This window comes from Halalkalibacter hemicellulosilyticusJCM 9152 (genome assembly GCF_000513115.1).
Classification (GTDB): domain Bacteria; phylum Bacillota; class Bacilli; order Bacillales; family Bacillaceae_D; genus Halalkalibacter; species Halalkalibacter hemicellulosilyticus.
Window position 1 is genome coordinate 11,073 of record NZ_BAUU01000014.1, and the last position, 13,928, is coordinate 25,000.

Annotated in this window: 11 protein-coding genes and 1 pseudogene; all 12 read left to right on the forward strand. The window is 38.5% G+C overall.

Translation table 11 applies throughout. From position 1 onward, the window contains the following. Positions 1-2: 2 nt before the first annotated feature. Positions 3-1,256: a competence/damage-inducible protein A gene (locus JCM9152_RS10140; protein WP_035343833.1), complete on the forward strand. Its 1,254-nt coding sequence runs from the start codon at positions 3-5 to the stop codon at positions 1,254-1,256. After that, positions 1,253-2,860, forward strand: coding sequence for a DEAD/DEAH box helicase (locus tag JCM9152_RS10145; RefSeq protein ID WP_035343835.1), 1,608 nt, complete (start codon positions 1,253-1,255; stop codon positions 2,858-2,860). Before JCM9152_RS10140 ends, JCM9152_RS10145 begins: the two co-directional genes overlap by 4 nt. 244 nt (positions 2,861-3,104) lie before the next feature. After that, positions 3,105-4,154, forward strand: a complete 1,050-nt coding sequence (gene recA, locus JCM9152_RS10150) for a recombinase RecA (protein WP_035343837.1) — start codon at positions 3,105-3,107, stop codon at positions 4,152-4,154. A gap of 294 nt (positions 4,155-4,448) precedes the next feature. Then, the gene (locus tag JCM9152_RS10155) at positions 4,449-5,438 is read left to right on the forward strand and encodes a metallophosphoesterase family protein (protein ID WP_035343839.1); all 990 of its coding nucleotides are present in this window, start codon (positions 4,449-4,451) and stop codon (positions 5,436-5,438) included. Continuing rightward, positions 5,431-6,864, forward strand: coding sequence for an AAA family ATPase (locus tag JCM9152_RS10160; protein ID WP_035343841.1), 1,434 nt, complete (start codon positions 5,431-5,433; stop codon positions 6,862-6,864). The genes JCM9152_RS10155 and JCM9152_RS10160 overlap by 8 nt, the downstream gene beginning before the upstream one ends. A gap of 13 nt (positions 6,865-6,877) precedes the next feature. Next, positions 6,878-7,129, forward strand: coding sequence for a hypothetical protein (locus JCM9152_RS10165; RefSeq protein ID WP_035343843.1), 252 nt, complete (start codon positions 6,878-6,880; stop codon positions 7,127-7,129). Then, positions 7,119-7,784 carry an OLD family protein gene (locus JCM9152_RS10170; protein WP_052015830.1) on the forward strand — a complete coding sequence of 222 codons (666 nt, stop codon included), beginning with the start codon at positions 7,119-7,121 and terminating at the stop codon, positions 7,782-7,784. The genes JCM9152_RS10165 and JCM9152_RS10170 overlap by 11 nt, the downstream gene beginning before the upstream one ends. 148 nt (positions 7,785-7,932) lie before the next feature. Further along, positions 7,933-9,507 carry a ribonuclease Y gene (rny, locus tag JCM9152_RS10175; protein WP_439644202.1) on the forward strand — a complete coding sequence of 525 codons (1,575 nt, stop codon included), beginning with the start codon at positions 7,933-7,935 and terminating at the stop codon, positions 9,505-9,507. A gap of 74 nt (positions 9,508-9,581) precedes the next feature. After that, a pseudogene (locus JCM9152_RS10180) lies at positions 9,582-10,381 on the forward strand (TIGR00282 family metallophosphoesterase). A gap of 246 nt (positions 10,382-10,627) precedes the next feature. Next, positions 10,628-10,888 carry a stage V sporulation protein S gene (locus tag JCM9152_RS10185; protein ID WP_035343845.1) on the forward strand — a complete coding sequence of 87 codons (261 nt, stop codon included), beginning with the start codon at positions 10,628-10,630 and terminating at the stop codon, positions 10,886-10,888. A gap of 380 nt (positions 10,889-11,268) precedes the next feature. After that, positions 11,269-13,011 carry a 2-oxoacid:acceptor oxidoreductase subunit alpha gene (locus JCM9152_RS10190; RefSeq protein WP_035343846.1) on the forward strand — a complete coding sequence of 581 codons (1,743 nt, stop codon included), beginning with the start codon at positions 11,269-11,271 and terminating at the stop codon, positions 13,009-13,011. After that, the gene (locus JCM9152_RS10195) at positions 13,012-13,878 is read left to right on the forward strand and encodes a 2-oxoacid:ferredoxin oxidoreductase subunit beta (RefSeq protein ID WP_035343849.1); all 867 of its coding nucleotides are present in this window, start codon (positions 13,012-13,014) and stop codon (positions 13,876-13,878) included. Positions 13,879-13,928 lie beyond the last annotated feature (50 nt).

The window sequence follows — 13,928 nt, forward strand, 5'->3', positions numbered from 1 at the left end:
ATATGAATGCTGAAATTATTTCTGTCGGCTCAGAGTTGCTTTTAGGACAAATTGTAAACACGAATGCAGCGTACCTTTCTAAGGAATTAGCTGGCTTAGGAATAGATGTTTATTACCAAACGACTGTTGGTGATAATGACAAAAGGTTACGTGCAGTAACAGAAAAGGCTTTGGAGCGAGCTGATGTCCTTATTTTTACAGGCGGTTTGGGACCAACAAAGGATGATTTAACGAAGGAGACGGTAGCTGCAATTTTAGGGAAATCATTAATTTATGATGAGCCGTCTTTGGCGAAAATAGCTGATTTTTTTAAAAAACGAAATAAACCAATGTCTGAGAATAATAAGAAACAAGCATTAATCATTGAGGATAGTAAGGTTTTGGTCAATCGATACGGCATGGCTCCAGGCATGGTGATTGAGAGTGGTGAAAAGTGCATCGTTTTATTGCCGGGACCACCAAAAGAAATGATTCCAATGTTTGACGATGAGCTTCGTCCTCATTTTTCAAATGAAGGCGATTCTTCTACTGTTATTGAATCTCGAGTGCTTCGTTTTTTGGGGATAGGTGAGTCACAGCTAGAGACAGAAATTTTGGATCTTATCGAACAGCAAACGAACCCTACCATTGCTCCTTTAGCGGGTGATGGAGAAGTAACACTTAGATTGACGGTCAAACATCAAAAAGCCGATTTACGGCAGCAATTGCTAGATGATGTAGAAGGACAAATACAAAAACGAGTTGAATCATACTTCTATGGATATGGTGATGCATCGATTGTTGAGCAAACCTTTTTGCAATTACAAGAAAAAAAATGTACGATAGCTACAGCAGAGAGTTTTACAGGTGGGTTATTTGCAAAAGAGCTTAGTTCAAATCCTGGCGCGGGTGATGTCCTGTTAGGAGGAATTGTTGCATATGCGACAAGTGCCAAGAAAGAGCTATTAAATATTTCTGAGCATATCATTGAAAATGAAGGAGTCGTTAGTCATCAGTGTGCGAAAGAAATGGCGCTTCAAGCTAAAAGGAAATGTAATTCAGATATCGCTATTAGCTTCACAGGTGTTGCTGGTCCAACATCTCAAGAAGGTAAACGAATAGGCGAAGTGTATATTGCCATTGCAGGGATTGCTAACGAGCCAGTATCCTATCAATTAGATTTATCTGGTACGAGAAATGAAATTGCAAATAAAGCTGTGAAATATGGCTGCTTTTATTTGTTGAACGAATTGAAAAGGTGGAGTAAAACAGAATGACAACGAATTTTAATGATTTTCAAATTTCAGAACCAATTAAGCGTGCGATTAAAGAGATGGGCTTTGAAGAACCATCACCTATTCAAGAGAAAGCTATACCGGTCATCCTTGAAAGAGGAGATGTGATTGGTCAAGCACAAACTGGTACTGGAAAGACAGCGGCATTTGGAATTCCGGTTGTAGAAAAAGTAACACAAGAGCGCTATGTACAAGCACTAATCTTAACACCGACAAGAGAACTAGCGATTCAAGTATCAGGCGAATTACAAAAATTATCTGTGCATAAAAAAATCCGCACATTACCGATTTATGGTGGACAATCAATTGGACATCAAATTAAAGCTTTGAAGCAAGGAGTTCAGGTCGTAATTGGGACACCTGGTCGAATATTAGATCATTTACGACGTAAAACGTTAAAGTTAGATCAAGTCCATACAGTTGTATTAGACGAAGCAGATGAAATGCTTGATATGGGGTTTGTTGATGATATTGAAACGATTTTGCGTCAAGTAAATCAAGAACGCCAAACCTTATTATTTTCAGCTACGATGCCTCTAGCAATTCGAAAACTAACTAAACGATATATGAAGACACCTAAGACGGTTACGATTAACAAAGGTGAAGTAACAGCACCATTAATTAATCAAATGTATTTTAAAGTGTTAGAACGAAACAAAATTGATTCCTTATGCCGAATTATTGATAGTGAGGATATCGAGTTAGGTATTTTATTTTGTCGAACGAAAAAAGGTGTGGCTGAATTAACTGAGGCTCTGCAAGCTCGAGGTTATTTAGCTGATGGCCTGCACGGGGATTTAACACAGTCCCAACGTGATGCGGTGATGAAGAAGTTTCGTGATTCTTCAATTGAATTTCTCATTGCGACAGATGTAGCAGCTCGAGGTATTGACGTAGAAAATGTTTCACATGTTATTAATTATGATATTCCACAAGACCCTGAAAGTTATGTTCATCGAATTGGTCGAACAGGGCGCGCTGGTAAAAAAGGTTTAGCTTTAACATTAGTGACACCAAGAGAAATGAAACATTTACGTTCAATTGAAAAAGAAATTAAGATGCCTATTCCTTCTCAAGATGTACCAACGATTGAAGAAGTAGTAGAAAAGCAACAAAGCTCATGGAAGAAGTTAATTAGTGACCAAGTACAAGAAGGGGCAAATGAACTATTTTCACCACTCGTTGAAGAAATTTTACAAGAACATCAAGCTGAAGACGTTATTGCTGCTTTATTGAAGATGAATTTTTCAACAGATTCTTCCGTTGAAGAATCTGGCTATCAATTTGGTGAAACAGGTGGCGCCAAAGGAATGGTTCGTTTCTTTATTAACGTAGGTCGTAATATTCAATTAACACCGAAAATTCTCGTTGATGAAATTTCCGAATTAGTAGGGATTCCTGCTAAGTCTATCGGAAAAATTGACATATTTGAAAATTTCACATTTGTCGAGGTGCCTGAAGATGTTGCTCCATTTGTTTATGAAGCCCTTCGGTATTCACGTTTGAATGGTGCTAGAGTGAATTTGGAACCAGCTAAACCTCGTCCAAAGCGTGAAAGAAGAACCCCTACACGAAATGAACGTTAATCAATCATTTGTTAGGTTTGTCCCGAAGACAAGATGTATTTTGGGACAAACCATTTATTTCCCCTTTTTACATCCTACTTTATGTTCGTTATCTAACCCATTTAATTTGTTTAACTAAATAAAAACCGAATAAATGTTCGTAAAAACTATTGGCAAAAGATAAAAAACAGGTTATGATAGTGTTAACTTCTAGAAAGTAAATATAGTAAAAAAGAATAGTTTTATATAGAGGAGAGGTTTAATAATGAGTGAACGTAAAGCTGCATTAGATATGGCATTACGCCAAATAGAAAAACAGTTTGGAAAAGGGTCTATAATGAAGCTTGGTGAACAAGCTGAACAAAGAGTATCAACGATTTCTAGTGGCGCTCTAGCTCTTGACATCGCGTTAGGGGTAGGGGGATATCCGAAGGGGCGGATTATTGAAGTGTATGGACCGGAATCATCAGGTAAAACGACTGTTGCATTACATGCTATTGCTGAAATTCAACGCAACGGTGGTCAAGCTGCTTTTATTGATGCTGAACACGCATTAGACCCTGTTTATGCGCAAAAGCTCGGGGTCAATATTGATGAATTATTACTTTCACAGCCTGATACAGGTGAGCAAGCATTAGAAATTGCTGAAGCTCTTGTACGAAGTGGTGCAGTTGATATGATTGTTATCGATAGTGTCGCAGCACTTGTACCTAAGGCTGAAATTGAAGGAGAGATGGGTGATAGTCACGTAGGGTTACAGGCTCGTTTGATGTCACAAGCACTTCGTAAGCTATCTGGTGCTATTAATAAATCTAAGACGATTGCGATTTTTATTAACCAAATTCGTGAGAAGGTCGGAGTTATGTTTGGGAATCCAGAAACAACTCCTGGTGGTCGTGCTTTGAAATTCTATTCCTCTGTACGTCTTGAAGTTCGTCGAGCAGAAACGCTTAAGCAGGGGAATGATATGGTAGGAAATAAGACAAAAATTAAAATTGTTAAAAATAAAGTAGCTCCTCCATTTAAAGTGGCGGAAGTTGACATTATGTATGGAGAGGGAATCTCTCGCGAAGGTTCCATTTTGGACATGGCAGCTGATCTTGATATTGTTCAAAAGAGTGGGGCTTGGTACTCATTTGAAGGTGAGAAGATGGGGCAAGGTCGAGAAAATGCTAAGCAATACTTGAAGGAAAATGCTGATGTGACAGAGAATATAGAAGGAATGATTCGTGAGCATTATGGTATTAGTGGTGAGGTACAGGTTGCCGCTCCTTCTGACGAAGAGTTTGAAGAGGTTCCGTTTGATTTAAAGTAAATCAATAAACTAAAACGTATGAACAAAGGTATGTTAAGTCAGCATCTGACTTAACATACCTTTCATCATTCTTTCATTTTGAAATAAGAATGTATTAAATTCGAGGAAGAAATGTGGGGAATGCAAAGAGAATGTAGGCAAACTCAAAGGAGAGCGCCGGCTTTGCACGTTACACGTTTTTCTGAAAGAACCCTACTTTCAGAAAAACTAAAAATCACTGTAACGACTCCGCACACTGCTTTAAAGAAAAGACTGCTGCGCAGTTTTTCTTATTAAAGGAAATGAGGATAAACAATGAAATTTTTGTATGTAACGGATACTCATATACGTGGGACGACTCCTAAAAATCGATTAGATAGCTACGTTGATACATTAAAGAAAAAATTAGAAGAAGTCATTTCATTGGCAAATGAAGAGCAAGTTGATGTGATTTTACATGGTGGTGATGTTTTTGATCGGCCAGATTTATCACCTAATGTCGTTGGTCAGTTTGCTAAAATTTTCAAGCGAGCTAACGCTCCGATTTATGTTGTAGCAGGTAATCATGATACGTTTGGACATAATCCGGAGACTCTCTCTCGTACAATGCTAGGTCTCATGGACTCATTTGGAGTGATGACAGTCATTCATCCGGAACAGCCTTTACAATTTGAATTTAACGGAATTCACATTCAAATTAGTGGACAACCGTACCATTACGACCTTGATCAACGAGATCCAAAGTTAGATTACTATCCTACTAGAGCCGACCACATAGATGTGGCTATTCATATTGTTCATAGTATGCTTGTCGAAAAAGCGTTACCAGACGGTGTTGCACACACGTTAATTGATCATATTTGGGGGACGACTGCTGATATAACGTTAACAGGTCATTTTCATGGCGGTTTTGGAATAAAAGAGCGAGAAGGTAAATTTATTTGTAATCCAGGAGCGTTAGCAAGAGTGAATAATCATTGGTCTGAAATAAGCCGTAAACCGAAAGTAATCGTTGGAACAATTGAAAAGGAAATGATCAATCTCCAGGAAAAAACACTTACGTCATCAGAAGCTGGTGAGGCAGTTCTTGATCGTTCATTTCTAGAAAAAGCCGTTCACCAGGAGGAGAAATTACATTCATTTGTCCAACAAGTAAAAGAGGCATCACAGTTTCAATCTCTAAAAATGGGTGATATTATTCTAGAGATAGCATCCTTACAAAATGTAGAAGAAAAAGTGAAGAAGGAAGCATTGCGAAGAATGACACAAGTTGAAGAAAAGTGGAAGGATGGCGAATATGAATAACATCCATTCGGTGCATATTGAAAATTTCCAATCGCATCTAGATACGTATATTGAATTTGATCAAGGATTAAATATGATTGTTGGTCAGTCTGATAGTGGAAAGACAGCGATCATACGTGCGCTACGTTGGGTGCTATTTAACCAACCGAGAGGAACGGATTTCTTACGAATATCAGCCGATTTCGTGCGTGTGACCGTTACGTTTACAAACGGTACAGTCATTTGTCGTGAACGCACAGCTTCGAAAAATCGCTATACGATACGCCAGCAAGAACAAGATGATTTAATACTCGAAGGTTTTGGTATACATGTACCAACTGAAGTACTTGAGGCACACGGTATGGGTCATTTACGAGTAGATACTGATCATGATCTTGCTCTTCATGTTTCTCAGCAATTGGATGGTCCTTTCCTGCTTGAGGAAACAAGTTCAACAAGAGCTAAAGTACTAGGTCGCATTAGTGGTGCACATTTTTTAGACATGGCCATTAGACAAACAACTAGAGATGTCTCGCAGCTTAATCAACGTACACGACAAGAGGAGGAAACGATTGATAAGCTTAAAAAAGAGCTTGAGCCTTTTGCGCACATCGATTTGCTTAAAGAGAAACTTGATCTTGCTGGTCAAGAAATGCAACGAATAGAAACTTTAATGGCAAGAAAAAAACACTTAGAAAAACTAGCTCATATCCGTAAGCAAATGATTCAAGAAGAGACTGTGCAACAGAATCGATTAAGACTCGTGAAGGATGTAACGGAATGGGAGAATCGCGTAGTTAGGCTTGAAGCTACGTTAAGAAGCTATCAAACACTTATACGTATCCATAAGCGCCAAAAGGTATTGAGTCATGACCTATCCAAATGTTTACTGTGGATTGATAAGACAAAAGGAATAGAAATAGCTGAACGTCAATACAATCAGCTTGAAAAGGTTGTTGAACGTAGAAGAACACTCAAAACCGTTAGTCAACGTGATGACCGTTTAAAACAGCAATTTATAAATGTGAAAAGGTCTATTCAAATGACTTCATTTGTGGACGAGCTTAACAGCAATCAAATTCAGCATATAAGCCATGAAAAAGAACGATTAAAGACATTGAAGAAACTTCAAACCCTTTTTAATAAATCAAATCAGCAGTCCGAAGAAGTAAAAAAAATAATCGATCATTTACCGTCAGTCAATCTTTTGTTAGAGAGAGTTTCATCTTTAGAAAACGAGCAACAGCAATTACTTAAATTAAACTCTCTACATTCGACCATAAATGAATACGACAGAAGAATGAGAGAGGGGGCTGCTTTTGTTCAATCGCAAACTGAAATAGTTGAAAAATATGAAGAAGAACGGTTGGAGCTTTTAATTCAGAAAGGTACGTGTCCAACATGTGGTCAAGAAATTAAAGAAAAGGAACACCACCATTTACTGTAAAGGAGGATTTCATATGTCTGTAGAGCAGCAACTTGAACAAATGAAAAAAGCGATAGAAAAAGCTCGAGATACAAAATACCGTGCAGAGGCCAAATTAGAAGAGCTTGAGAATCAAAAATCAAGATTACTTGAGGAATTAGATGAATTAGGTGTAAAACCAGAAGAGTTAGATTCCGAAATTAATCGTTTAGAGCAAACGATTGAAAAGACACTCAAAGAAACGTGGGAATTGATCCCTAAGGAATTGATTGATCATGACAGCTGAAAACGAGCAAGAACACTTTAATCAGTTGAAGGCGGCATATGAGCAAGCATTAACAAAGTGGAATCGTCTAGATGAACGTAGGAATTTACTTGAGGAGCAAATTAGCGCTAAAAAAGCAGAACTCGATTCATATTTTAAAACGATTGATACGTATGAGAAGGCTCGTTTGCTATTACAACAATCTGCTGAATATGCGAGAGAACAGGCAAAACAGCAAATTGAAACGCTTGTTACAAATGCCCTTCAATACGTATTCGGTCCTTTATTTTCATTTCAAATTGAAATTGACGAACATGGTGCGAGGCCAATTGCAGAATTTTATGTTGTTTCGGAATATGAAGGAATAAAAGTGAAAACAAAGCCACAAGATGCTAGGGGCGGTGGCGTCGTTGATATTGTAACATTAGCGTTAAGGGTTGCTTTAATTGAAACCATTCACCCAAAACGGGAAGGTCCTCTATTGTTAGATGAGCCAGGGAAACACGTTTCAGGAGAATATGTGCACGCTTTATTCGAGTTTTTGAAATCATTAAGCACAATGTTTAATCGCCAAATAATTATGATCACTCATAATTATCACCTTGCGCAATCAGGTGATTTAGCTTATGAGGTGAACATGAAAGACGGGATCAGTGAAGTTTCAAATGTTGACTAGCTTGACAATGCATGGGTTGAGCTTTAAAATTAAGTGGAATGCGATTATTACCATAATTTTTATCTTAATCGCGATCATTTTACATGTATGTTTCATGAAAGTATGAAAAATGACACCCAACAATTAGATAGCAAGAGGAGGTGAAAGAGTGAGCTTTCAGATAGATGTAATCCTCTTCTCCGCTTTGCTTGTTGTCTCTGCAATCGTATTTGCAGTTGTTGGATATCTTGTTCGAAAATCCATTGCCGAAGCAAAAATTACTAGTGCGGAATTTGCAGCTAAACAAATTGTGGAAGATGCGAAGCGTGATGCTGAAGCGAGTAAGAAAGAAGCGATCCTTGAAGTAAAGGATGATGTTCATAAAATTCGTACTGAGGCTGAACGTGAAGTTCGTGAACGCAGAAATGAGATTCAAAAACAAGAGAATCGTTTGGTTCAAAAAGAAGAGATTCTTGACCGGAAGAGTGAAACCTTAGATAAGAAAGAGGAATCTTTGGAAAAAAGGGAGGAATCTCTCACCAAAAAACAACGCCAAATTGAAGAGATGGAAAACAAAGTGGAGGAAATTCGGAAGCAGCAACAATTGGAACTTGAACGAGTGTCCGGATTAACCCGCGAAGAAGCGCGTGAAACTATTCGTCACGAGTTAGAGCAAGATCTTGCTCACGAAACAGCTCATATGATTAAGGAACGAATGGTTGAAGCGAAAGAAGAAGCAGATAAGAAAGCAAGAGAGATATTATCATTAGCCATTCAACGCTGTTCTGCTGATCATGTTGCAGAAACAACGGTGTCTGTTGTCTCACTTCCAAACGATGAAATGAAAGGTCGTATTATTGGTCGAGAAGGACGTAATATTCGTGCTCTTGAGACGCTTACTGGTATTGATTTAATTATTGATGATACACCAGAAGCTGTGATTTTATCAGGATTTGACCCAATTCGAAGAGAAATTGCTCGAACCGCACTTGAAAAATTAGTGCAAGATGGTCGAATACATCCTGCCCGAATTGAAGAAATGGTTGATAAATCTCGTCGTGAAGTCGATGAGTCAATTCGAGAGTATGGAGAGCAAACGACCTTTGAAATGGGAATTCATGGCTTGCATCCAGATTTAATTAAGATTTTAGGTCGCTTGAAGTTTAGAACGAGCTATGGTCAGAATGTGTTAAAACATTCAATGGAAGTAGCACATTTAGCTGGTTTGATGGCGTCAGAGCTTGGTGAAGATGTAAAATTAGCCAAACGTGCTGGATTGTTGCATGATATTGGAAAAGCGATTGACCATGAAGTAGAAGGTAGTCATGTTGAGATTGGGGTTGAGCTAGCTACGAAATATAAGGAGCACCCAACGGTCATAAATGCTATTGCTTCTCATCATGGTGATACAGAATCAACATCTATTATATCAACGTTAGTGGCAGCAGCAGATGCTCTATCTGCCGCACGGCCAGGTGCACGTCGAGAAACCCTCGAAACGTATATTCGCCGCTTAGAAAAACTAGAAGAGATCTCTGAATCCTTTGAAGGTGTAGAGAAAACTTATGCTATTCAAGCAGGGCGTGAAGTTCGTATTCTCGTTCGACCAGATGTGGTTGACGATGCACTTGCTCATAAGCTTGCTCGTGACATTACGAAGAAAATCGAGGATGAGTTGGATTATCCAGGTCATATTCGGGTTACGGTTATTCGTGAAACGAGAGCTGTTGAATATGCAAAGTAAAGTGGCGACTTGTCGCCACTTTCTTTTATAGATGAAAGACAAAGGATGGAAGCTTTTTGATGGAAGGAGAATGTATGAGAATTTTATTTATTGGCGATGTAGTCGGCGCACCGGGACGTCAAATGGTTCAAGAATATATGCCAAAATTAAAAAAGCAGTTTAAGCCAACACTTACGGTTATTAATGGTGAAAATGCAGCATCGGGAAAGGGGATAACCGAGAAAATTTATAAAGGGTTTCTAGATGCTGGTGCACAGGCAGTTACACTTGGGAACCATACGTGGGACAATCGTGATATTTTTCAATTTATTTCACAAGCGAAACATATGGTTAGGCCAGCAAATTATCCTAATGGTACGCCCGGTAAAGGGTATACATATGTGCGTTTTAATGACATTGAATTGGCAGTAGTGAATCTAATGGGGAGAACATTCATGCCTGCATTAGATTGTCCTTTTAAGAAGGCTGATGAGATTCTTGAAGAAGTGTCAAAACGCACGTCTTTTATTTTTGTTGATTTTCATGCTGAGGCTACAAGTGAAAAACAGGCGATGGTTGGTATTTAGATGGGCGAGTGAGTGCAGTTATTGGAACGCATACACATGTCCAAACGTCTGACGAACGAATTTTGGAAAAAGGGACTGCTTATCTATCTGATGTCGGTATGACAGGTCCGTATGATGGAATATTGGGAGTTGATCGTGAAGCGGTTCTTCATAAGTTCTTGACAACATTACCTGTCCGGTTTGAGGTGGCAGCTGGACGAACACAATTAAGTGCAGCCATTATTGATTTAGATAGTAAAACAGGACTGGCAAAAAAGATTTCTCGTATTCAAATTAATGATGACAAACCATTAAACATGATGGAATAATGTTACGTAAAGGGAGGGCATTGAAGAAGTCGATTTGTACTATTTTAGTGCCTTTTTTTAGTAAGTTTAACTGAGGATCTATAGGTTACTTGAATATTTTTGGAATATGATTCGAATTGTTGAAATAAAATGAACTAGATATTGCATCTTGTGCAATTGGGTGTGAGCCAATTGGACTGTCGTAATCATGAAAATACTAGTACTCATGGACAACCTACACGTATCGTTTAAGAGGAGGTACACAAAATGGAAGTCTTAAAAGTTTCGGCAAAATCTACTCCAAATTCTGTAGCTGGTGCTTTAGCAGGTGTGATTCGAGAAAGGGGTGCTGCAGAGATTCAAGCAATTGGTGCAGGGGCGTTAAACCAATCGATTAAAGCGATTGCGATTGCGCGTGGTTTTGTTGCACCAAGTGGGATTGAGCTTGTGTGTATTCCTGCTTTTACCGACATTGAAATTGAAGGTGAAGAACGAACAGCAATGAAGTTAATTGTTGAGCCTAGATAGGTCAGTCAATCATCATAGTCGGTTGACAGAAGTAGCTACTTAGCTGATAAATCAGTTAGGTAGCTATTACATTTTTATGACGAGGTTGGGTCACAACAAATGTGTGTAACAGAGAATTTTCACATCTCTAGAACGTAGCGGGTGAAATATACCTAGATTTCTGTGAGATAAAAGCAAAGTATATTTCAGTAGCCTCTTATTTGTTCCATCTTGTGTTTGTTTGGATTCTCATTCATGAAAAAACTTTTTCCAAGCTTTACTTACAATTTGAATGATTCTAGTAAATTAGTTAGGAATATGCTACGATTGCTAAGGTATAAATGAAAATTATGAAACAACTTACTTTTATAATAGAGAAATATAAGAAGGGTGGAACAAATGTGAAGGAGCAATTGTCATGGAAAGTTGGCGGACAACAAGGTGAAGGTATTGAAAGTACTGGTGAAATATTTGCCTCGGCATTAAACCGCTTAGGCTATTTTTTGTATGGATACCGACATTTCTCATCAAGAATAAAAGGGGGACATACAAATAACAAAATTCGTGTAAGTACAACACCTGTTTACTCCATCTCTGATGATTTGACAATCTTAGTAGCGTTTGATCAAGAAACGATTGATGTAAATATTCATGAACTTAGTGAAGATGGGATTATTATTGCTGATGCAAAGTTCAAGCCAGTTCTTCCGGCTCACTATGATTTGACATTAATCGATATTCCATTTACTGAGATAGCGACGGAGCTAGGAACATCACTAATGAAAAACATGGTTGCTGTTGGAGCTACAAGTGCGATAATCGGTCTTGAACCTTCAGCCTATCAGAATGTAGTGGAAGACCTTTTTCTTCGTAAAGGTGAATCGATTGTTGAAAAAAACATGGAAGCGATACGGACTGGAGCAAATTTTGTTAAGGAACAGGTAGGAGATGCTTTGGCAGACTACCAGTTGGCAAATGCTGATGGTCAAAAAAGAATGTTTATGATTGGAAATGATGCGATCGGTCTTGGAGCGATTGCTGCAGGTAGTCGTTTTATGGCTGCATACCCGATTACTCCTGCTTCTGAAATTATGGAATATTTAATTAAAAAGCTACCAGAATTCGGGGGGACGGTTATTCAAACAGAGGATGAAATCGCTGCATGTACGATGGCTATTGGAGCCAACTATGCTGGTGTTCGTGCTTTTACGGCTTCTGCTGGACCTGGGCTGTCATTGATGGCTGAAGCTATAGGGTTATCTGGAATGACAGAGCAACCACTAGTCATTGTTGATACACAACGTGGAGGACCGAGTACGGGTTTACCGACAAAGCAAGAGCAATCAGATCTAATGGCGCTTCTCTTTAGTACTCACGGTGATATTCCGAAGATTGTCATGGCTCCAAGTACAGTTGAAGAGGCTTTTTATGATACGGTCGAAGCGTTTAACCTAGCAGAAGAATATCAATGTCCTGTTATTTTAGTGACAGATTTAGCGTTATCCCTTGGGAAGCAATCGGTTGAACCATTAAATTACAATCAATTTGAGATTAGACGTGGAATCATTGAAAGAGAAGAGACGATTCCAGAACGTGAGGAAAAGTCTTACTTTAAACGATATGAAGTGACTGAATCAGGTGTTTCAAATCGCGTCTTACCTGGAACAAAGAATGGGATTCATCATGTAACGGGTGTTGAGCATGATGAGGTAGGAATGCCTTCAGAATCTCCGGAAAATCGAAAAGCACAAATGGATAAACGAATGCGCAAGCTCAATCAATTGAATAATGACTTCAATCAACCTTTATTTATTCATTCAGAGCATGAAGATGCTGATCTACTTGTTATTGGTATTAATTCTACGAGAGGGACGATTCAAGAGGTAATCCCACGTTTGGCGAATGATGGTATAAAGGCTAATCATGTTCAAGTGCGACTGCTTCACCCATTTCCAAAAGAAGAGCTTGAAAATGAGATGGAAAAGGCTAAGAACGTAGTTGTCGTTGAACATAATGCTACTGGGCAACTTGCAGCTATTATTAAAATGAATGTTACAAATGTGAAGATTGAAAGCATTCTGAAATATGACGGGAATCCGTTCTTACCTAATGAGCTATATCAAGCATGCAAGGAGTTGGTCTAGATGGCGACATTTAAAGATTTTCGAAATAAAGTTAAGCCGAATTGGTGTCCTGGTTGTGGGGATTTCTCTGTTCAGGCGGCTATACAACGAGCCGCTGGAAATATTGGACTTGAGCCAGAGGAATTAGCGGTAGTATCTGGTATTGGCTGTTCTGGACGTATTTCAGGCTATATTCATTCATATGGGTTTCACGGTGTACATGGACGTGCACTTCCGATTGCTCAAGGGGTGAAAATGGCGAATCGTGATTTAACCGTTATCGCCTCTGGAGGAGATGGAGATGGATTTGCGATTGGTATGGGTCATACTATTCATGCTATTCGTCGTAATATTGATGTGACGTATATTGTGATGGACAATCAAATTTATGGCTTAACAAAAGGTCAAACATCACCGAGAAGTGAAATGGGCTTTAAAACAAAAAGTACTCCTAGTGGTTCTGTTGAATCAGCGTTAAATGTGATGGAGATGGCATTAACAGCTGGAGCAACTTTTGTTGCGCAAAGCTTTTCAAGTGATTTAAAAGGCTTAGTCTCTTTAATAGAAGAAGGAATCAATCATAAAGGATTCTCGCTTATTAATGTTTTTAGTCCATGTGTGACTTTTAATAAAGTAAACACTTATGAATGGTTTAAAGAGAACTTAACGAAATTGGATGATATAGAAGAATATGATCCTTCGAATCGCATGCTCGCGATGCAAACATTAATGGAACATGATGGACTTGTAACAGGATTAATTTATCAAAATAAGGAACAACCTTCCTATCAAGAGTTAATTAAAGGATATGATGATAAACCATTATCAAAGCAAGACTTGAAAATGGAAGAATCGAAATTTAACGAGCTAATGAATGAGTTTATGTAGTATGTAGGTCATCAACAAAAAAGCACCTTTGATAAGTTGAACCTTTTCAC

Bases quoted from the DNA above. Each gene is read 5' to 3' on its own strand.
- JCM9152_RS10140 (WP_035343833.1), top strand. From the start codon at position 3: ATGAATGCTGAAATTATTTCTGTCGGCTCAGAGTTGCTTTTAGGACAA.
- JCM9152_RS10145 (WP_035343835.1), top strand. From the start codon at position 1,253: ATGACAACGAATTTTAATGATTTTCAAATTTCAGAACCAATTAAGCGT.
- recA (WP_035343837.1), top strand. From the start codon at position 3,105: ATGAGTGAACGTAAAGCTGCATTAGATATGGCATTACGCCAAATAGAA.
- JCM9152_RS10155 (WP_035343839.1), top strand. From the start codon at position 4,449: ATGAAATTTTTGTATGTAACGGATACTCATATACGTGGGACGACTCCT.
- JCM9152_RS10160 (WP_035343841.1), top strand. From the start codon at position 5,431: ATGAATAACATCCATTCGGTGCATATTGAAAATTTCCAATCGCATCTA.
- JCM9152_RS10165 (WP_035343843.1), top strand. From the start codon at position 6,878: ATGTCTGTAGAGCAGCAACTTGAACAAATGAAAAAAGCGATAGAAAAA.
- JCM9152_RS10170 (WP_052015830.1), top strand. From the start codon at position 7,119: ATGACAGCTGAAAACGAGCAAGAACACTTTAATCAGTTGAAGGCGGCA.
- JCM9152_RS10185 (WP_035343845.1), top strand. From the start codon at position 10,628: ATGGAAGTCTTAAAAGTTTCGGCAAAATCTACTCCAAATTCTGTAGCT.
- JCM9152_RS10195 (WP_035343849.1), top strand. From the start codon at position 13,012: ATGGCGACATTTAAAGATTTTCGAAATAAAGTTAAGCCGAATTGGTGT.